Here is a 19,968-nt window from a genome sequence, read left to right as displayed (position 1 = left end):
CGGCTCTTTGGCCTACCGCGCCTCGCGCTACTTGAGGCCGGTTTAGTCGCGCAGCGAGGCCGGCACCTGGCCGCCGTTTTCGGCCAGCTTCTGCCAGACCGCCTTGGACAGGGCGATGTTCTGCTCGGCCGAGCCGTGCTCGCCTGCGTGGACGTTCAGCTCCTCGGCCAGTTCCTTGCGGGCCGCCAGGCTGGAATCCAGGTCCAGCAGCTTCAGCAGGTCCACGATCGAGGTGCGCCAGTTGCCGCCGCCGCCCTTGGACGCCGCCAGGTCGCTGAGCACCGCCTCGACATCCACGGGCGGAAGCGCAGGGGTCGCGGCCGGGGCGGCGCCGGGCGCGGGCTGGGCGGTGGGCGCCGGGGTCTGCTGCGGCGCCGTCTTGGGCTTGTGGCCCGTGATCTTGTTCCAGATCGAAGAGAAGATACCCATAAGTCTCGCTCCAGTTGATGCCGTCAGATAATGCCCGCCAGCGGCGACGGTTCAGTGACGCGCCGGAATCTCCAGCCCGCGCTGCACGGCCGGGCGGGCCAGACCCCGCTCCAGCCAGGCGGCGACACGCGGGAAATCCTTGAAGCCGACGATCTCGCCGGCCTCGTAGAAGCCGATCAGATTGCGGACCCAGCCCAGGGTGGCGACATCGGCGATGGAATAGTCGCCGACAAGCCATTCCCGGCCCTCAAGCCGCGTCTCCAGCACGCCTAACAGGCGGCGGCTTTCGACGACGTAGCGGTCGCGCGGGCGCTTGTCCTCGTAGTCCTTGCCGGCGAAGCGGTGGAAGAAGCCCAACTGGCCGAACATCGGGCCGATGGCGCCCATCTGGAACATCAGCCACTGGATCGTCTGGTAGCGGGTCGCCGGATCGGCCGAGAGCAGCTGGCCGGTCTTTTCCGCCAGATAGATCAGGATGGCCCCGGATTCGAACAGGGCCAGCGGCCGGCCGCCCGGACCGTTCGGATCGAGGATGGCGGGGATCTTGCCGTTGGGGTTCAGCGACAGGAATTCCGGTCCCCAGGTCTCGTTCTTGGTGATGTCGATCAGGTGCGGCTCATAGGCCAGACCGACCTCCTCCAGCATGATCGACACCTTCACCCCGTTGGGCGTGGGCAGGGAATAGAGCTGGATGCGGTCGGGATGCTGGGCCGGCCAGCGCTGGGTGATCGGGAAGGCGGACAGGTCGGACATGGGGCGAACCTCTGGCGGTTGAGCCTCTCATGTCGGTAGGGCGTCGTGATTTGGCAACCGCGGTGGGCGCCGTTTTGATCGCGCGCTTGTGTCTGGAACCGCACACGAGACGGCGCCAGCTTGGCCGTGGCCGACAGTCGGTCAGATCCAGGGAGAGACCCGATGGCGCACAAGTTTGAAGTCTATCAGGACAAGGCCGGCGAATACCGCGTCCGCTTCAAATACAATTCCGAGATCATCTTCTCGACCGAGGGCTATTCCGACAAGTCCGGCGCCAAGCGGGCCATCGAATCGATCAAGAAGCACGTCGGCGACGCCCCGGTCGAGGACGCCTAGTCGGGCTCCCGCTCGCCCACCTCGGTCGGCGGCGCCGCCATCAGCCAGCCGTCGGCCAGGTGCAGTTCGGGCGTCGCGTCCTTGGTGAAGGGCAGATACCAAGTCGGGCCGCCGGCGGCAGGCGCGATTTCCAGCATGTCGTCGGCGCCGAAGTTCTGGACCGATTTCACCGTGCCCATGACGGCGCCCGCCGTGTCGCGGACCTGAACGCCCAGCAGGTCGGCGAGGTAGAATTCGTCCTCGTCCGGCTCGGGGAACCGGTCGCGGGGGACGTGCAGCTTCAGGCCGCGCAGGGCGTCGGCCTGTTCCTTGGTGGCGATTTCCTTGGCGCGGCCGACGACGCCGTTCTTGTCGGGCCGGGTCGAGGTCAGGGTCAGGGCCACGGTCCCGTCCGCGCGCAGCAGCGGGCCATAGGCGGTCAGGGCCAGGGGATCGGCGGTGAAGGCGGTCACGCGCACTTCTCCCCGCACCCCGAAGCCGCCGCCGATCTGGCCGACGAGGATCAATCTGCTGTCCGTGGTCATGGTCGTCCTTAGCGCATGAAAAAGGCGGCGTCGAAAGACGCCGCCTCGACCATCGTCAAACCGAAAGGCTTAGCCTTCGGCCTTTTCCTCGGCGGCTTCGGCAGCCGGAGCGTCTTCGGCGGCCGGAGCCTCTTCAGCCGGGGCTTCCTCGGCAGCCGGAGCGTTCTTGGCGGCTTCGGCGGCGGCGGCGGCCTCTTCCTTGGCGCGGGCTGCGGCTTCAGCGGCCTCGACCTTGGCGGCGGCTTCGGCTTCCAGGCGGTCGGCTTCGCGCTGGGCGCGTTCGGCGGCGCGCTCTTGCGCCTTCTTGCCGGGCTGGGCCTTGTTCGGGTTGTTGGACTGGGTCCACTTGACCTTCTGGCCCAGGGTTTCGTCCTGCGACAGGAAGCGAGCGACGCGGTCGGTCGGCTGGGCGCCCTTGCCGAGCCATTCGGCGATACGCTCGACCTTCAGGGCGACGCGCGGCTGGGCGCCGTCCTTGGGCAGCATCGGGTTATAGCTGCCGACCTTCTCGATGAACTTGCCGTCGCGGGGCGAGTGCGAGTCGGCGACGACGATGTGGTAGTAGGGGCGCTTCTTGGCGCCGCCGCGGGCCAGACGAATCTTCAGCATTTCAAGTCTCTTTCCAGGTAGTCGTTATTTCTTGGGAGGGAAGCCCGGAAGACCCGGCAGGCCTCCCGGAAGTTGTCCGCCGCCCAGACCGGCGAGCCGGTCCTGGATGGCTTTCAGATCGTCGGCGGAGGGTTCGGCCATCTTGCCGCCGCCCAGCGCCTTGAGGCGGGCCATGTCGGGGCCGCCGCCGCCCATGCCGGGCAGTCCGCCGCCGCCGCCGCCGAGGCCGCCCAGCATGGCGGCCATCTGCTGCATCTTCTTGGGTCCGCCGCGCGCCATCGACTTGACCACATCGGCCATCTGGCGGTGCTGTTTCAGAACCCGGTTCACGTCCTGCACGTCGACCCCGGCGCCGGCGGCGATGCGCTTCTTGCGGCTGGCGTTCAGGAGGTCGGGCTTCTTGCGCTCGGCCTTGGTCATCGAGGAGATGATGGCTTCCTGACGCAGGATCATGCGGTCGTCGATGCCGCTGTCGGCCATCTGGTTCTTCATCTTGGCCACGCCGGGCAGCATGCCCATGATGCCCTGAAGCCCGCCCATCCGCTTCATCTGCTGAAGCTGGCCGGCCAGGTCGTCCAGGTCGAACTGGCCCTTGGCCAGTTTGCGGGCCATCTTCTCGGCCTTGGCCTGGTCCAGGTCCTGGCTGGCCTTTTCGACCAGGGCGACGATATCGCCCTGGCCCAGGATGCGGCCGGCGACGCGACGGGCGTCGAACACGTCCAGCGCATCGACCTTTTCGCCGGCGCCCAGATATTTGATCGGCAGGCCGGTGACGGCCCGCATCGACAGCATGGCGCCGCCGCGCCCGTCGCCGTCGGCGCGGGTCAGAACGAGACCCGTCAGAGGCAGGCGCTCATGGAAGGCCTTGGCGGTGCGAACGGCGTCCTGGCCCGTCAGGCTGTCGGCGACCAGCAGGGTCTCGACGGGCTTGGCGATGTCGGCGACCTCGGCCACCTCGTTCATCAGCCCCTCGTCCAGGGTGATGCGGCCGGCGGTGTCCAGGATCAGGACATCGAAGCCCTGAAGCTTGGCCGATTGCAGCGCCCGGCGCGTGATCTGGACCGCGCTCTCGCCCGCCACGATCGGCAGGGTGGCGACCTCGATCTGCTTGCCCAGGGTGGCCAGCTGCTCCATCGCGGCCGGACGGCGCGTATCGAGCGAGGCCAGCATGACCTTCTTGCGATCGAACCTGGTCAGACGCAGCGCCAGCTTGGCGGAAGTCGTCGTCTTGCCCGAGCCCTGCAGACCGGCCATCAGCACGACGGCGGGCGGGTTGGCGTTGGTGTTCAGCGGGACCGGCTCTTCGCCGCCCAGCATCTCGATCAGGCCGTCATAGACGATCTTGACCACCTGATCGGCCGGCTTGACCGAACGGATGACCTCTTCGCCGGTGGCGCGTTCGGTGGCGAAGGCGATGAATTCCTTGACGACCGGCAGGGCGACGTCGGCCTCCAGCAGGGCCACGCGCACTTCGCGCATCGCCTCGGCGACGTCCTTTTCGGACAGGGCGCCGCGCCCGGTGATCCGGTCGAAGACGCCTGTCAGCCGCTCGTTCAGAGCCTCGAACATTCACTACCTCATGGCGACGGGTGAAACGGCTCCATACGACAACGGCCCCCGGCGACGATCACGTCGGCGGAGGGTTCTCGCCGGGCTCGTCTCATCGAAATGAGGGTCGTCCCGGTGGAGACGCGAGGTTCACTTGCGTCGGAAGCGGCGGCTTATGAAGGAAAACCGGCGGCAAGGCAACCGCAGCGAGTCAATCGCGCTATAAGCCTGACCTTCGCCAAGGCATTTAGCGGATTGTCATCATCGTGCTAAGAGCCGCGCCCTTTATAGGGGCGGCGTTGTCGCCAGGGTTTTTGACTTCGGGAGAAGCACACATGAGCAAGGTGCTGGTTATCGGCGCAGGCGGCGTCAGTTCGGTGGCCGTCCACAAGATGGCGATGAATACGGACATCTTCTCGCATATCACCCTGGCCAGCCGCACCAAGTCCAAGTGCGACGCCATCGCCGAATCCGTGAAGTCGCGCTTTGGCGTGACCATCGACACGGCGGCCATCGACGCCGACGACGTGGCTGCGACCACGGCCCTGATCCAGAAGGTGCAGCCCGAACTGGTCGTGAACCTGGCCCTGCCCTATCAGGACCTGTCGATCATGGACGCCTGTCTGGCCGCCGGCGTGAACTATCTCGACACCGCCAACTACGAGCCGCGCGACGAGGCCAAGTTCGAATACAAATGGCAGTGGGCCTATCAGGACCGCTTCAAGGACGCCGGCCTGATGGCGTTGCTGGGTTCGGGCTTCGATCCCGGCGTGACCTCGGTATTCACCACCTACGTCAAGAAGCATCTGCTGGATTCCATCGAGACGCTGGACATCCTGGACTGCAACGGCGGCGACACCGGCCTGCCCTTCGCCACCAACTTCAACCCCGAGATCAATCTGCGCGAAGTGACCGCCAACTCGCGTCACTGGGAGAACGGCCAGTGGGTCGAAGGCCCGGCGCTGAGCCACAAACAGGTCTTCGACTTCGAGGGCGTGGGTCAGAAGAACATGTACCTCATGTATCATGAGGAGCTGGAATCGCTGGCGAAATTCTATCCCGAGATCAAGCGCATCCGCTTCTGGATGACGTTCGGCGACAGCTATCTGAAGCACCTCGAAGTGCTGGAAAACATCGGCATGACCTCGATCGAGCCGATGTCGTTCCAGGGCCGCGAGATCATCCCGATCGAGTTCCTGAAGGCCCTGCTGCCCGAGCCGGCCTCGCTGGGTCCGATCACCAAGGGCAAGACCAACATCGGCGTCATCGCCACCGGCCTGAAGGACGGGGTCAAGAAGACGGTCTACGTCAACAATATCTGCGACCACGAAGAGGCCTATGCCGAAACCGGCAACCAGGCGGTCAGCTACACCACCGGCGTCCCGGCCATGATCGGCGCGGCCCTGATGGTGACCGGTCAGTGGACGGGCGACGGCGTGTTCAACATGGAGCAGCTGGATCCCGATCCTTTCATGGACATGCTGAACCAGCACGGCCTGCCGTGGAAGGTTCAGGACCTGGACGCCCCGCTGGACTTCTGATCGGACGAAACGAATGCAGACCCAGGCCGGCGATCCGGGCGCCTTTGCGCATTTCGACCTGAACCGCGTCGCCTCGCCCGCCTTCGTGGTGGACGAGGCGGCCATCCGTCGCAATCTGTCGGTGCTGAAGACCGTGCGCGACGGGGCGGAGGCGCGGGTGCTTCTGGCGCTGAAGGCGTTTTCGATGTGGTCGCTGGCCGATGTGGTCGGCGAATATCTGGACGGGGTCTGCGCCTCGGGTCTGTGGGAGGCGCGGCTGGCGCGCGAGTTCTACAAGGGCGAACTGACCACCTATTCGCCCGCCTATACGGCGCAGGACCTGCCCGAGATCCTGCGTCTGTCCGACCACGTCATCTTCAACAACCCGGCCCAGATCGCCCGTTTCGCCGACCTGATCGCGGGGGCGCGCGCCGAGGGTCAGGTGTTCGAGATCGGCCTGCGGCTGAACCCCGAACATTCCGAAGGCGAGGTCGCCAAATACGATCCGGCCCAGCCTTGTTCGCGCCTGGGCTTTCCCGTTTCGCAACTGAAGCCCGAACATCTGATCGGCGTCGACGGCCTGCACATCCACGCCCTGTGCGAACAGGATTTCGAACCGCTGTCGCGCATCTGGGCGGCGGTGGAGCCGAAGCTTTCCCCGCTGCTGGGCAGTGTCAAATGGCTGAACCTGGGCGGGGGCCACCACATCACCCGCGCCGACTATCAGACCGACGATCTGATCGCCTTCGTGCGGGACATCCAGGCCCGGCACGGCGTCCAGGTCTATCTGGAGCCCGGCGAGGCGGTGGCGCTGGACGCCGGCATCCTGATCGGCGAGGTGCTGGACGTGTTCGACAACGCCATGCCCATCGGCATCACCGACATCTCCGCTACCTGCCATATGCCCGATGTGATCGAGGCGCCCTATCGGCCCGCGCTGCTGGGCGAACCCGAGCATGGGGTGACGGTGCGGCTGGGCGGCCCGTCATGTTTGGCCGGCGACATTATCGGCGACTACGTCTTCGCCGAACGGCCGACGCCGGGGACGCGGATCGCGTTTCTGGACCAGGCCCACTATTCGATGGTCAAGACCAACACCTTCAACGGCGTGCCCCTGCCGTCCATCGTGCTTTGGAACTCGGAGACGGATGCGCTGAAAACGGTGCGTGACTTCGACTATTCGGCCTTCCGCGACCGGCTGTCATAGGCGCAAGAAAAAGGGCGGCTCGCGCCGCCCTTCCCTGACCTATTCTTCCTTGGGCTTATCCGCCGCCGGTTCGGCGTCCGGTTTGGGCGTCGAGCCGGGCTCGGTGACGACGATTCCTTCGGGCGCCTTGGACAGTTTCGACAGGTCGCCGCCGGCGCGCAGCACGTCCAGCGCCCGCTCCAGCTGGTAGTCCTTGTCCTTGTCGAAGCCTTCGCCCGGGGCCTCGCGCGGCGTGTGCGGACCCTTGCGCTCGGCGCCGATGGAGGCGTCAAGGGCCGTGGCGTAGGCGGCCTCGGAATAGATGAAGCTGGAGCGCGAGACGATGCGGGCCTCGGCCTCCGAACGCGCAACCTCGAGGTCCGGCTCGATGCCGATCTTCTGGATCGAGGCGCCGGAGGGGGTGTAATAGCGCGCGGTCGTGATCGACAGGGCGCCGTCCTGACCCTGGCGCAGCGGGATCACGGTCTGGACCGAACCCTTGCCGAAGCTGGTCAGGCCGACGATGGTCGCGCGCTGGTGATCCTTCAGGGCGCCGGCGACGATTTCCGACGCCGAGGCCGAACCGTAGTTGACCAGGACGACCAGCGGCAGACCGCCGGTGATGTCGCCCGGCTTGGCCGAATAGCGCTGGATCTGCTCGGGCTTCCGGCCCCGCTGGCTGACGATCTCGCCGCGTTCCAGGAAGGCGTCGGACACGTCGATGGCGGCGTTCAGCAGGCCGCCGCCATTGTTGCGCAGGTCCAGGACATAGCCTTTCACGCCCGGCTTCTCGGCCTTGATCTTGGCGATGGCCTCGTTCAGCTCGCGGCCGGTGTTCTCGTTGAAGGTCGAGACGCGCAGATAGCCGAAGTCGCCCTCGACCCGGCCCGTGACCGACTGGACCTTGATGACCTCGCGGGTCAGGGTCACTTCCAGCGGATCGGAGCCGTCGCGCAGGAAGGTCACCTTGACGCTGGTGCCCACGGCGCCGCGCAGCTTCTCGGACACCTGGCTGACCGTCAGGCCGGCCGCGTTCTGGCCCTCGATGGAGGAGATGACGTCGCCCGCCTGGACCCCGGCCTTGGCGGCGGGACTGTCGTCCATCGGCGAGATGACCTTCACCATGCCGCCGTCGGCGCTGATGGTCAGGCCGACGCCCGAATACTGCCCCTCCGTCCGCTCGCGCAGTTCGCTGTAGTTGGACGGCGGCAGATAGTTGGAATGGGGGTCCAGCGCGGTCATCATGCCCGCCAGCGCCGCCTCGATCAGCTTCTTGTTGTCGACCGGGACGACATAGGCCTGCTCCACGATGCCGACCACGTCGCCGAACAGCTCCAGCATGCGGAAGGTTTCGTTGCGGGGGGTCTGGCTAGAGACAGCAGCGGCGGAGCCACCGAGCACCAGTGCGGCGCAGCCGACGAGGAGCAGTTTACGCATTCGGTCTCTTTCGGTCGGGCCGATCATTCAAGGCGCCCGTTGGAAGGGTAAGGCCCCGCAGACACGACCAAATCGTGGCGACGCGGCGTCCCGCCGATAAAATCAGCGTCGGAGGATAATGCAAAGGACTATTGCAGGTTCAGCGCAACCACGGCCCCGGATCGATGGGCCGTTCGTCGCGGCGCAGCTCGAAATAGACGTCGCCGTCCGGCCCGCTGCGGCCCAAGGTCTGGCCATCCGCGACACGCGCATCGCCGTGAACGTCGACGCTTTCCAGCCCCGCGATCACCGCGCGCCAGCCGGGACCCAGATCCAGCACCACCACCTGCCCCCAGCCGGTCAGCGGGCCGGCGTAGGCCACCTTGGCGTCGGCGGGCGCCTTGACCGCCGCCCGATCCGCGCGCCAGCGCCAGCCGGACGTCCCCTGCCCCCAGGTCTGGGTCGGCGCGGCGCCGACCGGGGGGCTGAGGCGGGCGCGGTTGGCGGGCAGGCGCGCCGTGGGCGTCTCGACGGCCTCGGCCTCCGGCACGGCGCCGCCCAGTTCGCGGATGCGGCGCTCCAGCACGTCGGCGGCGCGTTCGGCGGCCCGCGCCTCGGCGTTCAGCACGGCGGTCAGGGCGGTCTTGCGCGATGTCAGCCCCTCGATCTCGGCCCGACGATCGCCTTGCGCGCTCTCGGTCGTCAGCAGGCGTTCGGACGACAGGACGGCCAGACGCCGGATGCGCATGATCTCGGCCTGACGCGCCGCCAGGGCCTGTGCGCGGCGCTCCAGGTCCGGGGTCATGACCTTGAGCAGGATGGAGGCGCGCACGGTGTCGATGGCCTTGTCGGCCGGGACCAGAAGCGGCGGAGGCGGGCGGCGGCTCATCATCTGCAGCGCGCTGAGCAGGCGGCTCTGGGCGCCGCGTTCACGGGCCAGACTGGAGACCAGTTCGGCCTCGCGTTCGCTGAGTTGCCTAAGACGCGCGCGCTGATCGTCGATCTGACGGTCGTCGTTGCGGGCGTCGGCGCGCAGGGTCGCCAGCCGGCGCTCCAGCTGCGCCAACTCGGCCTTGGCGGCGTCGGCGTCGGCGCGCAGACGCCGCGCCCGCACCGCCTCGTCGCGATATTCCGCCTGAATGCGCGACAGTTCGCTTTCGGGCGCCTGTCTTCCCATGGCGGGCGCGGCGCAGACGAAACCCGTCAGCAGGGCGAGGGAAAGGGGCAGGGCGCGACGCATCTCAGTCGCGATGATAGGGCGATCCGGCCAGGATGGTCACGGCCCGATACAGCTGTTCGGCCAGCATGGCGCGGGCCAGGGCGTGGGGCCAGGTCTGGGGGCCGAAAGCCAGGGTCGAGGATGCGGCGGCCCGCACGCTGTCGTCCAGCCCGTCGGCCCCGCCGATGGCGAAGACCAGGCGGCGTTCGCCCTGATCCCTCAACCTGGCGATGTGGTCGGCGAAGGCGCGCGAACCATAGGTCTTGCCGCGTTCGTCGCAGGCGATCAGGTGCGCGCCTTCGCTGGCGGCCAGGATCAGCTCGGCCTCCGGCGCCTTGCCGGGCTTGCGGGGCTCCAGGTCGATCAGTTCGAGGGGGCCCAGGCCCAGCGCGCGTCCCGCAAGGGTGGCGCGCCGGGCGTAGTCGTCGGCCAGCGTCGCCTCAGGCCCCCGGCCCGGCCGGCCGATGGCGACGATGCCCAGCTTCATGGTGTCAGTCGCGCGCCGTGCGGTGCGCGGAATCGACGGCCCAGATCTTCTCGATATTGTAGAAGGTGCGGACCTCGGGGCGGAACAGGTGGACGATCACGTCGCCGGCGTCGATCAGCACCCAGTCGCAATGGGGCAGACCCTCGACCTTGGCCTTGCCCAGACCCTGTTCCTTCAGGGTGCGCAGCAGGTGGTCGGCGATGGCGCCGACGTGACGGTGCGACCGGCCCGACGCCACGATCATGGTGTCGGCCATGGCGCTTTTGCCCTTCAGGTCGATCAGGACGAGGTCCTGGGCCTTGTCCTCGTCGAGGCGGCTCAGCAGGGCTTCTTCCAGCGGGGTGGAGCCGACCGGGCGCGGGGCGGAATCGCCGAAGGCCAGGTTGGATTCAGAGCCGTCTTCGGAATGGAGAGGTTCGATAGGGTCCATCTCGTGCGCCGTGTTCGAAACGGCGGCGTCTTGCGTATCGTACGCGGGCGAGGGGGTCAGCGGAGGGCTCCGGGAGCGTTGACTAAAGACGTCCTCTAGCACGGATGGGCCGAAACGTGAACCGGCGCCGCAATCACGCCCCCGTGGGCGATACTGGGGGCGATACTGGGGGCGACCCCGAGGACGCGCCCGCGCGGCGGGATCCAGCGCTGCGAATGGCCGTCGAGGACAGCGGATTCAGCGGCGCGGTCAGATAGGTCCAGGCCGGGGCGGCCAGGGTCGGCAACAGGCCCGCCTCGCGGTCGGGAATGCGGAAGCCGGCGAAACGGGCGGCCGCCGGGGCCGTGCGACTGTCCAGAAGCGAGCCCGGACGAGCGATCACCGCGACCGGCATCAGCCGCATGATGTCGGTCCAGCCGCGCCAGCGGTGGAAGCTGGCCAGATTGTCCGATCCCATCAGCCAGACGAAATGCACGCCGGGATGCCGCGCGACCAGAAGGCGCAGGGTGTCGACCGTCCAGGCGGTTCCGGCCCGGCTCTCGAAATCCGACACGATCATGGACGGACCGTGGGCGTGGGCGCGGGCCGAGGCCATCCGCTCGGGTAAAGGCGCGCTGTGGCGGGCGTCTTTCAGCGGGTTCTGCGGCGAGACCAGCCAGACCACCCGGTCCAGGCCCAGGCGGCGCATGGCGGTTTCCGCCACATGGGCATGGCCGTCGTGCGCCGGATTGAACGAGCCGCCGAACAGCCCGACCTTCATCCCGGGGGCCAGGATCAGGCCGTCGCGCAACGCCCCGGAGCGGGGGCCGGCGCCTTTGGGCGCGGGACCGGCGTGGAAGAAGGACAAGCGGCGTCTCGGGCGGGAGTTATGCTCAGCGGCGCCCTTATAGCGCGGGACTTTGTTCAGCCTACAGAAATCATTCGCCCCCCCGACGCCGAAGCGGCGCCGAAGCGGGACCGAAGCAGGACCGCCGGCGAGGAGGGAGCCGCATTCGCCCCCTCCTCCCGCGCCACGTCAGGCGTCGGGCTGGCAGAAGCGCACACGGTGGCCGTCCGGGTCGCGGATGACGAAGGTCGGCCCGAAGTCCATCGTCGTCATAGGCTGCAGGATATCGTGCCCGGCGCCTTGCAGGCTGGCGTATCTGTCGGCGACGCCGTCGTCGCCGGGGACCATCACGCCGATTTCGAAGCCGCCGACGCCGCCCTGCGGCTCGGGCTTGACGACGGTCTTTCGCCACAGGCCCAGCATCCGCCCGCCGGCCAGGGGAACGGCGGTGAAGCCTTCGGAAGAGGCGACGGTCTCCACGCCCAGCAGATCCCGATAGAAGGCGCCGCTGCGGACGGGGTCCTCGACGTAGAGGACGGTCAGATTGAGATCGAGGGGGGTCATGTCGGGCTCCTTGTTTCCGAAGACCGAACCTTAGCCGTGGCGACTGCCAGTTTCCGTCAGCAGGGCGCGTGGCCCGCGGCGCTTTCGACCGTCAGACGGCGGCGTCGAACAGGGCGTCGCGCGCGACGTCGGCATGGGTCATAGGGAACAGATGCCCGCCGCCGGGCACCACGTCGACCGTGACGTTCGGAAGGCCGCGCGGCGCCACGGGCAGCTGGGTCAGCGCCCCATGCTCGGCCTTGAGAATATGGACGGGGCCGGGGTAGCGGCGCAGGGCGCGCCAGGGATCGTGCGCCTGGGCGGCGTAGTTGGCGGCCTCCCACGCCGGGGCGGCGGCCAGATCGAGGCCGTCCTGGCCTTCCGTTCCGATCAACCCCTCGGACAGATAGTCGGCCAGCACCGCGTCGGGCCAGCCCTTGAAGGCGCCGCGCCCGCGATAGGCCGCCATGGCCTGTTCGCGGCTGTCGAACCGGCTGCGACGGCGACGGGCGGCGGCGGCGATGGGGATGCGCCCCACGAACCGATGGGCGAACGGCAGGTTGAAGGCCACGACCGCCGCGCGTTTCCAGATCACCGGATCGAACAGCACCAGGCTGGAGACGCGATCGGGCCGCTCGGCCGCCGCCAGCAAAGACGCGGTTCCGCCCATCGAATGGCCGGCCATCACCACCGGCGGCCCGTCCACGGCCTCCAGCAGCGCCAGCAGGTCGTCGCGGTGGTCGCGCCAGCTGGTCTTGGGTCGGGCGAAGGTCGGCAGGGTCGAGCGGCCGTGGCCGCGCAGGTCCGGCGCCCAGATGCGCAGGGAGGTGGAGAGCGGCGACAAGAGGCTGCGATAGGTGGCGGCGTTGAAACCGTTGGCGTGGCTGAAGATCAGATCGACCGGCCGGTTCGGGTCGCCGAAGTCCATCACCGCCATCTCGCCGGCGCCCCAGCGATTGTCGATGGGCACGGACAGGCGGCGCGGCGGGGACATCAGCGCCGCGTCCATGCTCACGCCGCCTCGCGACAGGCGGCGCAGCGGCCGTGCGCCTCGATGGTGGTGCGGGCGATGGCGTAGCCGGCGGCCGAGGCGGCGGCGGCCATGGCGCCCTGGTCCGGCCCGGTGACCTCGCGCGTCGCGCCGCAGCAGTCGCAGATCAGGAAGGCTGCGGCGTGGATGGCGTCGCCCTCGTCGCTGCTGCAGGCGACATAGGCGCTGATGGAGGCGATGCGGTGGGCCATGCCCAGCCGCTCCAGGAACTCCAGCGCGCGATAGACGGTGGGGGGCTTGGCGGCCTGGCCGTCCTCGCCGAAGCGGGCGATCAGGTCATAGGCCTTGACCGGCTCTCCGGCCTCCAGCAGCAGGGCCAGAACACGTCGGCGCTGGGCGGTCATCCGTTCGCCGTCCTTGACCGCGCGCGCCTCGGCCTGGGCCAGGGCGCGATCCAGCGCGCCGCCCTTCAGGCCGGAATGGTCGTGATCGTGATCGCAGGCGGTGCCCATGGCCCACAGCTAATGGCTGAGCCCCTTCGCCGCAACCGACGCATCACGGGTTTGCCGCTGGGGCGGGCTTGGGTTAGAAGGCGCGCCTCATAACTTCATTATCCAGAGCGTCCTCGCTTCATGACCGACACGAACAACTCGCCGCTCGAAGGCAACGTCCTCTTCTATGTGAATCCCGAGCCGCTGGATCAGAGCGTTCACGGGACCCTGGGCGTCAATCCGACCGACAAGCCCTACGCCTTCGTGGCCCAGACGAACATCGTGCCGCTGACGGTCACGGAGTTCGCCGCCGCCGCCCTGTCGTATCCGATCATCTTCACCGGCGACAACCGCCAGCCGGTCGTGGTCATGGGCCTGCGCCAGGGCGAGAACCTGTTCGTCGCCGACGACGGCGAGTTCCGCGCCGACGCCTATGTGCCCGCCTATGTGCGCCGCTATCCGTTCGTCTTCGCCGACGACAAGCAGAACCAGCGCCTGATCCTGTGCATCGACCGCGGCGCGGCCATCGTCGCCGAAGGCGGCGAGAACCCGCTGTTCGTCGAGGGCCAGCCCAGCGACTACACCAATATGGCGATGGAGTTCTGCAACAACTTCGAGCAGGAGCGCCAGCGCACCGAAAGCTTCGTCCAGCTGATCAAGGACCTGGACCTGCTGGACACCCGCGACGCCGTGTTCACGCCGCGCAACCCCGACGGCACGCCGGGCGAGCCGCAGAAGCTGGCCGAATACTATGCGGTGTCGGAAGACAAGCTGCGCGCCCTGCCGGCCGAGAAGCTGGCCGAGTTGCGCGACAACGGCGCGCTTGGCCAAATCTACGCCCATCTGGTGTCGCTGCTGGGCTGGGACCGCCTGATCGCCCTGGCCTTCCTGCGTCAGGCGCAGCCGACGACCGTCAACTAAGACGGACGTTCAGACCGAAAAAGACGCCCCGACGGTTCGCGCCGTCGGGGCGTTTTTCGTTTTCAGCGCCGCGAGAAGACCGCGCGCGTCAGGCACGAGAAGGCCAGCCGCCCCGCCTCGTCCAGCAGGTCGTGCGAGGCGATGACGATGCCTTTCTCGTCGCCGACCGGATCCTTGCCCATCACCGTCATCCGCCCGCGCAGCAGCTCGCCCGCCGGGGGATTGCGCATATAGCGCAGGCCGTCGACGGCCAGGACCTTGGTCTGGGCCCAGCCGCCCGACTTGTCGGCGGCCAGCCGGCTCCACAGCACATAGACCATGGCGTCCGGCGCGCCGTAGGCCACGTCCCAGCCCGGCGAAAACCGCTCCACGAACACATCCAGGGCGGCCTGATCGACCGCGCAGGCGCCCAGGGGCACGACCTGCCCCACTTCCAGGTCTTCGAAATGGACGTGCAGCGGGTCGCTCATCGGCGGGCCTTCCGTGACGGGATCAGGCGGGTTCCTCGGATACCCGGACCAGCAGCTTGCCGTCGTGATCGCCGGTGAACAAGCGGTTCAGCGAAACGACCGCCCCTTCCAGGCCGTCGTCGACGTGGACCTTCCATTTCACCCGGCCGTCGGCCAGCCACGGCCCCATCTCGGCGACCATCTCCTTGGCGCGCGCGGCGTAGTCCAGGACCAGGAAACCCTGGACGTGCAGACGATGGGTGATGATCCGCGAGAAGTTCGGCGACGGCGGCGCCTTGGTCGCATTGTAGGACGACACCAGGCCGCACACCGCCATGCGGCCATGCACCTTCAGACGGTTGAACACGGCGATCATGATGTCGCCGCCGACGTTCTCGAAGTTCAGATCGATCCCGTCGGGGGCCAGCCGGTCCAGCGCCTCGCCCACGTCCTCGTTCTTGTAGTCGACGGCCGCGTCGAAGCCGAGTTCGTCGGTCAGCCAGGCGCATTTCTGCGGCCCGCCGGCGATGCCGATGACACGGCACCCGCGCTGTTTGGCGATCTGGCCGGCGATGGAGCCCACCGCGCCGGCCGCCGCCGAAATGACGATCGTCTCGCCGGCCTTGGCCTTCAGCACGTCGGTCACGCCGAAATAGGCGGTCAGGCCCGTCATGCCCAGCACCGACATATTAGCCGTCAGCGGCAGGCCCGGCGCGCGGTGGACCGGGCGCAAGCCGCCCTCGGGCACGACGGCGTAGTCGGCCCAACCGCCCGAGGTCGGCATGACCACGTCGCCGGCCTTGAACCGGCTGGACCGCGACGCCTCGACCACGCCCAGGGTCAGGCCGCGCATGACCTCGCCGATCCCCACCGGCGGCAGATAGCCTTCCGTATCGTTCATCCAGGTGCGGTTGGTCGGATCCAGCGACAGATAGACGGTGCGGACCAGAACCTCGCTCTCGGCCAGGTTGGGGACGGGCGTCTCGACCAGCTCGAGGTCGCCGGGCTGGATCAGCCCCTTGGGCCGTTGGCGCAGCACCCACTGCCGGTTCGTCTTTTCGCCTGGCGAAGCCATCCGGGTCTCTCCTGAAGGTTTTCTTTGACCACCATCTTGGGCCGGACGGGGCGGCGGGTCGAGACAAGGCGCAAGAAAAAAGCGGTCCTTGCGGACCGCTTTGAAGTGGCATCATCGAGAATGAGGCGCGGAGGCGGCATGACCGGCTGTCGCCAGTCAAGTCGGGGGGCGTCGCCGCCTCCGCATCCCGATAACGGCGCCGCGTGAAGGCGGTTCCCGCCGGACGTCACTTTCCTTCGCACCGCATCGAAGACGTGTCGACGCAACGAAAAAGGCCCTGATCGCCGCAGCGATCAGGGCCTTCTCGTCATCGAGCGGTTCTGACCCTAGGCGGCCTGTTTCTGGCGCGAGGGGTGGAAGAACAGCGCCTGGCTGATCGCCGCCTTGACCGTTTCGGGCTGGAACGGCTTGGTGATCAGGAAGGTCGGCTCGGGGCGTTCGCCGGTCAGCAGACGCTCCGGGAAGGCGGTGATGAAGATCACCGGCACGTCCAGCGTCTTCAGGATGTCCTTCACCGCATCGATGCCGGAGGATCCGTCGGCCAGCTGGATGTCGGCCAGGACCAGGCCCGGCTTGTGGCGGGCGACGGCGTCGATGGCCTCGTCGTGGGTGGTGGCGGTGCCGGTGACGCGGTGACCCAGCTCCTGAACCAGGCTCTGGATGTCGGCCGAGATGATGGCCTCGTCCTCGATCACCAGGACGTCGGTCGCCAGTTCGGCGTCGATGTCGGCCTGGGCGTCGGCGATCAGGCGTTCGACGTCGCGCGGGTCGGCCGACAGTATCTGGGCGGCCTCGGACGGGGTGAAACCTTCCAGCGCGGTCAGAAGGAAGGCCTGGCGCGAACGGGGCGCGATACGCAGCAGGCGCTGCGAGGCGTCGCCGCCGCCGGTCGTCTCCAGCCCGCCGGTCTCAAGCTGGGCGCCGGTCGAGGACCAGATGGCGTGGAACACGTGATACAGGGCCACGCGCGGCGTCATGTCCGAGGACAGTTGCTGCTCGCCGGCCGCCAGGGCCTCAAGCGCGACGCGCACATAGTTGTCGCCCGTGGATTGATCGCCGATCAGAGCGCGAGCGTAGCGGCGCACGTAAGGAAGGTGCGGCGCGAGTCTAGCCAAAAGGCTCATTCAGTCAGTCCCCGACAAATCTCCGCCGTCCCGGCAAGGGAAAGCGCTACAGCGATGTTGAACGTATCATATCGGTCGCGGTTCCCGAGATTGCATCAAGCTTGGGTTTAAAATCTCGCGGACGCAGGAACCCGCAGGCGGGGATGACGTTAAGGGCTGGCATCTCTGCGACGACCGTTGGGTGGGCCTTGTTCTGTCTATGATTGATTCTACCGACTCCTCGCGCGCCAAGGGCGCCGACAACACAGGGGAGGCGGGCCTCGAAGAAGCGCGTCTTCGCCAGCAGGCCATCGGCGTGAAGCTGCGGCATATGTTCGACGAGGTCGTCAACGAACCGGTGCCCGACGAGTTCCTGGAAATCCTGAAACGCGCCGACGCCAGGGCGGCGGACGGTCCCGCATGAGCACCTCACGCCTGGGGGCCGCCCCCAAGCCGGCGTCGGCCGACGACGAGGGCTTCAAGCGCGAACTGGTGCTGCTGATCCCGCATCTGCGCGCCTTCGCCCGCACCCTGACCGGCGACCCCACCGCCGCCGACGACCTGGCGCAGGACGCCATGATGAAGGCCTGGGACGCGCGCGCCAGCTATCAGATGGGCACCAACATGAAGGCCTGGACCTTCATGATCCTGCGCAACCAGTTCTATTCGGAGAAGCGCCGGTCGTGGCGCCAGTCGCAGCTGGACCAGGAAGCGGCCGAACGCACCCTGGTCGCCGTGGACGATCCCGAGGCGCCCGTCGCCCTGGACGAACTGCGTCAGGCGCTGAAGACCCTGCCGGAAGAACAGCGCGAAGCCTTGATCCTGGTCGGCGCCGGCGGCTTCGCCTACGAAGAGGCGGCCGAAATCTGCGGCTGCGCGGTCGGCACGGTCAAGAGCCGCGTCAGCCGCGCGCGACGCGCCTTGCAGGCCACGCTGGAAAAGGGCGGCTACAGCCGCGACGGCCAGGCGGCCGGCGAGGCCATGCGCACCATCCTGGGCGAGGCCGACAGGCTGGCCGGCGCACGGAGCTGATCGGCGGTGAATGCGCCGTCTGACGCCCCACGGCCGCGTTTGGCCCGCACATGGACGAAGGACCGGTTCCAGGGCATTCGCTTTCGGCTGGGCATGGCCATGGCCATGGCGCTGCTGCCCATCTTCGTCCTCAGCCTGATCCAGACCCAGGCCGATTTCCAGCGTCAGGCCGAGGACCGTCAGGTCGATCTGCAGCTGGCGGCCGAGCGCAGCGCCTCGGACGCCAAGGCCCAGCTGGACAGCGCCCAGGTTCTGCTGCGCGCGCTCAGCCCCGACGCGGCCGGCCCCTATTGCGCGGCGCGACTGACGGCTCTGGTCGGTCGGCTGGACGGCTATGAGGGACTTTATCGCATCAGCCCGACCGGCGAGGCGACCTGCGCCTCCGATCGTCAGGGCGGCCTGCGGTCCGGCGTCGCGCCCGCGACGAACGCCCCATGGTTTCAACGTCTGCGCAACGGCGAGGACCTGGTGGTCATGCGCGCGCCAGAAGACGCCGGCTATCACGCCGCCCTGATCGTGGCGACGCGCGCCGAGCGGCCGATGGGTCGTTTCGACGGGGCCATGGTGGCGGTGATCCCGCTGTCGGCGCTGCAACCCGATCTGGACGACCCCGCCCTGCCCTCGGGATCCCAGGCGGCCCTGACCGACGGCGCCGGTCGCGTTCTGACCGCCAGCGAAGCCGGCGTCTTCCGCCTGTCGGGCGGGGACGATCTGGCGGGCTGGGTGTCGCGGGCGCGGGCGGAGGGGTCCGCCGTGTTCGAGGCGCGCGACGCGCGCGGCGAACGGCGCGACTACGCCGGCGCGGCCCTGGCCGGCGGCGATCTCTACGCCCTGCTGTCGGCCCCGTCGCAGGGGCTGTTGTCCTGGGCGCGGCTCAATCCGATCGGCACGCTTCTGCTGCCGCTGGGCGCCTGGTTGACGGCGTTCGCGGCGGTGATGCTGCTGTCCGAACGCATCTTCATCCGCTGGCTGGACTATCTGGAGCGGGTGGCGGCCATCTATGCTCGGGGACGGTTTTCCGTGCGGCCGCTGCAGGCCATGAACGCGCCCGCCGAAATCCGCACCATGGCCAAGACGCTGGACGAGATGGCCGAGGCCATCACCGTGCGCGACCGCGAACTGACCGACGCCCTGGCCGAGAAGGACGCGCTGATGCGCGAGATCCATCACCGGGTGAAGAACAATCTGCAGATCATCTCGTCCCTGCTGTCGATGCAGCAGCGGGCCCTGACCGACGCCCCGGCCAAGGCGGCGCTGGGCGACACGCGCCAGCGGATCGCGGCCCTGGCCCTGATCTATCGCACGCTTTATCAAAGCACCGACATCCGCCACGCCGATGCGCGAGAGTTCCTGAACGAACTGGTCGGCCAGCTGATCGCCAGCGAGGCCGGGCGCGGCCCGGTGGTGATCAGTTCGGTGGACGCCGATTCGCTGCACGTCGATTCGGACAAGCTGGCGCCCCTGGCGCTGTGGCTGGTCGAGGCGGTGACCAACGCCCAGAAGCACGCCTTCGCGCTGAACGGCGGCGAGTTGAAGGTCCGGTTCCGCGTCCAGGGCGACACCTCGGTTCTGGAAGTCGAGGACAACGGCCCTGGCGCGCCGGCCGGCGCCGAGGTCGGGGTGGGGCGCACCCTGATGAGCGCCTTCGCCAAACAGCTGCGCGGCGAGACCGAATTCGTGGCGGCGCCGGGCGGCGGAACCATCGCCCGGATGACCTTCGCCACGCCCGAGGCGTTGATTCCGGTCGATCCGTCCGACAAGTCGTCCATCGGAAAAGGAACCGGAGCCGTGGGGTCGCGTTGATCTCGCAAGACCGGGGCGTTGGCCCCGGCTAACCTCTGGAGTCTCCTCATGCGCAAGATTTTCGTTCTGGTCGCCGCCGCCGCCGCCCTGACCACCGCCGCCTGCAACACCGTCGAAGGCGTGGGCCGCGATACGCAAGCCGCCGGCCAAGCCGTCACCGGCGCCGCCCAAGACGCCAAGAACTAAGCTCGACGCAGCCCCGGCTGCATCGACGGACTTGCAAGGCCCCGCTTCGTCGGGGCCTTGTTCGTTTCAGGACCGCCTTCAGGAGATCGCC

Annotated in this window: 24 protein-coding genes; 8 read left to right on the top strand and 16 right to left on the bottom strand. The window is 68.1% G+C overall.

Annotated elements, in window-relative coordinates; all coding sequences use genetic code 11:
• Window positions 1-42: 42 nt before the first annotated feature.
• Entirely contained in the window at window positions 43-429 is a 387-nt protein-coding gene (locus B3Z70_RS07070) for a DUF3597 family protein (RefSeq protein WP_292045212.1), read from the bottom strand.
• A gap of 51 nt (window positions 430-480) precedes the next feature.
• Window positions 481-1,182: a glutathione S-transferase N-terminal domain-containing protein gene (locus B3Z70_RS07065; RefSeq protein WP_292045211.1), complete on the bottom strand. Its 702-nt coding sequence runs from the start codon at window positions 1,180-1,182 to the stop codon at window positions 481-483.
• A 162-nt stretch (window positions 1,183-1,344) separates the two neighbouring features.
• Here B3Z70_RS07065 and B3Z70_RS07060 point away from each other — a divergent pair, with 162 nt between their 5' ends.
• The gene (locus B3Z70_RS07060; RefSeq protein ID WP_087120843.1) at window positions 1,345-1,518 is read left to right on the top strand and encodes a YegP family protein; all 174 of its coding nucleotides are present in this window, start codon (window positions 1,345-1,347) and stop codon (window positions 1,516-1,518) included.
• Here the strand turns inward: B3Z70_RS07060 and rimM are convergent.
• From rimM to ffh, 3 genes are all read right to left on the bottom strand, one after another.
• The gene (gene rimM, locus B3Z70_RS07055) at window positions 1,515-2,042 is read right to left on the bottom strand and encodes a ribosome maturation factor RimM (RefSeq protein ID WP_292045210.1); all 528 of its coding nucleotides are present in this window, start codon (window positions 2,040-2,042) and stop codon (window positions 1,515-1,517) included. The two genes, B3Z70_RS07060 and rimM, sit on opposite strands and share 4 nt — an antisense overlap.
• 69 nt (window positions 2,043-2,111) lie before the next feature.
• On the bottom strand, window positions 2,112-2,651 hold the full coding sequence (gene rpsP, locus B3Z70_RS07050; protein WP_292022511.1) for a 30S ribosomal protein S16: 540 nt from the start codon (window positions 2,649-2,651) through the stop codon (window positions 2,112-2,114).
• Between the two features lie 24 nt (window positions 2,652-2,675).
• Window positions 2,676-4,220 (bottom strand): signal recognition particle protein, encoded by a 1,545-nt coding sequence (gene ffh / locus B3Z70_RS07045; protein WP_292045209.1) that lies wholly within the window; start codon window positions 4,218-4,220, stop codon window positions 2,676-2,678.
• 314 nt (window positions 4,221-4,534) lie between these two features.
• Between ffh and B3Z70_RS07040 the strand changes: the two genes are divergently transcribed.
• Together B3Z70_RS07040 and B3Z70_RS07035 are read left to right on the top strand one after the other, a co-directional pair.
• Window positions 4,535-5,740 (top strand): saccharopine dehydrogenase family protein, encoded by a 1,206-nt coding sequence (locus tag B3Z70_RS07040; protein WP_292022508.1) that lies wholly within the window; start codon window positions 4,535-4,537, stop codon window positions 5,738-5,740.
• A gap of 13 nt (window positions 5,741-5,753) precedes the next feature.
• Entirely contained in the window at window positions 5,754-6,926 is a 1,173-nt protein-coding gene (locus B3Z70_RS07035; protein WP_292045208.1) for a carboxynorspermidine decarboxylase, read from the top strand.
• A 39-nt stretch (window positions 6,927-6,965) separates the two neighbouring features.
• Here the strand turns inward: B3Z70_RS07035 and B3Z70_RS07030 are convergent, their stop codons facing one another.
• From B3Z70_RS07030 to B3Z70_RS06995, 8 genes are all read right to left on the bottom strand, one after another.
• Window positions 6,966-8,342 carry a S41 family peptidase gene (locus B3Z70_RS07030; protein ID WP_292045207.1) on the bottom strand — a complete coding sequence of 459 codons (1,377 nt, stop codon included), beginning with the start codon at window positions 8,340-8,342 and terminating at the stop codon, window positions 6,966-6,968.
• Window positions 8,343-8,481: 139 nt separating this feature from the next.
• Window positions 8,482-9,561: a murein hydrolase activator EnvC family protein gene (locus tag B3Z70_RS07025; protein WP_292045206.1), complete on the bottom strand. Its 1,080-nt coding sequence runs from the start codon at window positions 9,559-9,561 to the stop codon at window positions 8,482-8,484.
• 1 nt (window position 9,562) lies between these two features.
• A complete protein-coding gene (gene rlmH / locus B3Z70_RS07020) occupies window positions 9,563-10,027 on the bottom strand; it encodes a 23S rRNA (pseudouridine(1915)-N(3))-methyltransferase RlmH (protein WP_292045205.1) in 465 nt (154 codons plus the stop codon).
• Between the two features lie 4 nt (window positions 10,028-10,031).
• Window positions 10,032-10,457 (bottom strand): ribosome silencing factor, encoded by a 426-nt coding sequence (gene rsfS / locus B3Z70_RS07015; RefSeq protein WP_292022552.1) that lies wholly within the window; start codon window positions 10,455-10,457, stop codon window positions 10,032-10,034.
• A gap of 133 nt (window positions 10,458-10,590) precedes the next feature.
• On the bottom strand, window positions 10,591-11,304 hold the full coding sequence (locus B3Z70_RS07010; RefSeq protein WP_292045204.1) for a nicotinate-nucleotide adenylyltransferase: 714 nt from the start codon (window positions 11,302-11,304) through the stop codon (window positions 10,591-10,593).
• A gap of 168 nt (window positions 11,305-11,472) precedes the next feature.
• Window positions 11,473-11,847, bottom strand: coding sequence for a VOC family protein (locus B3Z70_RS07005; RefSeq protein ID WP_292045203.1), 375 nt, complete (start codon window positions 11,845-11,847; stop codon window positions 11,473-11,475).
• Between the two features lie 91 nt (window positions 11,848-11,938).
• Complete coding sequence (locus B3Z70_RS07000) at window positions 11,939-12,835, bottom strand: alpha/beta fold hydrolase (RefSeq protein ID WP_409514374.1); 897 nt, start codon at window positions 12,833-12,835, stop codon at window positions 11,939-11,941.
• A 2-nt stretch (window positions 12,836-12,837) separates the two neighbouring features.
• Entirely contained in the window at window positions 12,838-13,329 is a 492-nt protein-coding gene (locus tag B3Z70_RS06995) for a Fur family transcriptional regulator (RefSeq protein WP_292045201.1), read from the bottom strand.
• 120 nt (window positions 13,330-13,449) lie between these two features.
• On the opposite strand from B3Z70_RS06995, the gene B3Z70_RS06990 reads away from it, so the two are divergent.
• Complete coding sequence (locus tag B3Z70_RS06990; RefSeq protein ID WP_248119389.1) at window positions 13,450-14,229, top strand: SapC family protein; 780 nt, start codon at window positions 13,450-13,452, stop codon at window positions 14,227-14,229.
• Between the two features lie 62 nt (window positions 14,230-14,291).
• Here B3Z70_RS06990 and B3Z70_RS06985 read toward each other — a convergent pair whose 3' ends face one another.
• The 3 genes from B3Z70_RS06985 to B3Z70_RS06975 form a co-directional block, all read right to left on the bottom strand.
• Complete coding sequence (locus tag B3Z70_RS06985; protein ID WP_292045200.1) at window positions 14,292-14,699, bottom strand: acyl dehydratase; 408 nt, start codon at window positions 14,697-14,699, stop codon at window positions 14,292-14,294.
• Between the two features lie 22 nt (window positions 14,700-14,721).
• Window positions 14,722-15,753 (bottom strand): NADP-dependent oxidoreductase, encoded by a 1,032-nt coding sequence (locus tag B3Z70_RS06980; protein ID WP_292045199.1) that lies wholly within the window; start codon window positions 15,751-15,753, stop codon window positions 14,722-14,724.
• 326 nt (window positions 15,754-16,079) lie between these two features.
• A complete protein-coding gene (locus tag B3Z70_RS06975) occupies window positions 16,080-16,877 on the bottom strand; it encodes a response regulator (RefSeq protein ID WP_292045197.1) in 798 nt (265 codons plus the stop codon).
• A 199-nt stretch (window positions 16,878-17,076) separates the two neighbouring features.
• Between B3Z70_RS06975 and B3Z70_RS06970 the strand changes: the two genes are divergently transcribed.
• The 4 genes from B3Z70_RS06970 (at window position 17,077) to B3Z70_RS06955 (ending at window position 19,877) form a co-directional block, all read left to right on the top strand.
• Window positions 17,077-17,280 (top strand): NepR family anti-sigma factor, encoded by a 204-nt coding sequence (locus tag B3Z70_RS06970; protein WP_292022784.1) that lies wholly within the window; start codon window positions 17,077-17,079, stop codon window positions 17,278-17,280.
• A complete protein-coding gene (locus B3Z70_RS06965) occupies window positions 17,277-17,888 on the top strand; it encodes a sigma-70 family RNA polymerase sigma factor (RefSeq protein WP_292045196.1) in 612 nt (203 codons plus the stop codon). Before B3Z70_RS06970 ends, B3Z70_RS06965 begins: the two co-directional genes overlap by 4 nt.
• Before the next feature lie 93 nt (window positions 17,889-17,981).
• Window positions 17,982-19,691, top strand: coding sequence for a sensor histidine kinase (locus B3Z70_RS06960; protein ID WP_292045296.1), 1,710 nt, complete (start codon window positions 17,982-17,984; stop codon window positions 19,689-19,691).
• Window positions 19,692-19,739: 48 nt separating this feature from the next.
• Window positions 19,740-19,877, top strand: coding sequence for an entericidin A/B family lipoprotein (locus B3Z70_RS06955; protein WP_017505506.1), 138 nt, complete (start codon window positions 19,740-19,742; stop codon window positions 19,875-19,877).
• The last annotated feature ends 91 nt before the right edge of the window (window positions 19,878-19,968 follow it).

Origin of the sequence: Brevundimonas sp. UBA6550 (assembly GCF_002434505.1) — a bacterium.
GTDB lineage: Bacteria > Pseudomonadota > Alphaproteobacteria > Caulobacterales > Caulobacteraceae > Brevundimonas.
The sequence above is the reverse complement of the archived record's forward strand: the minus strand, read 5'-3'. Positions and strand labels throughout refer to the sequence as shown.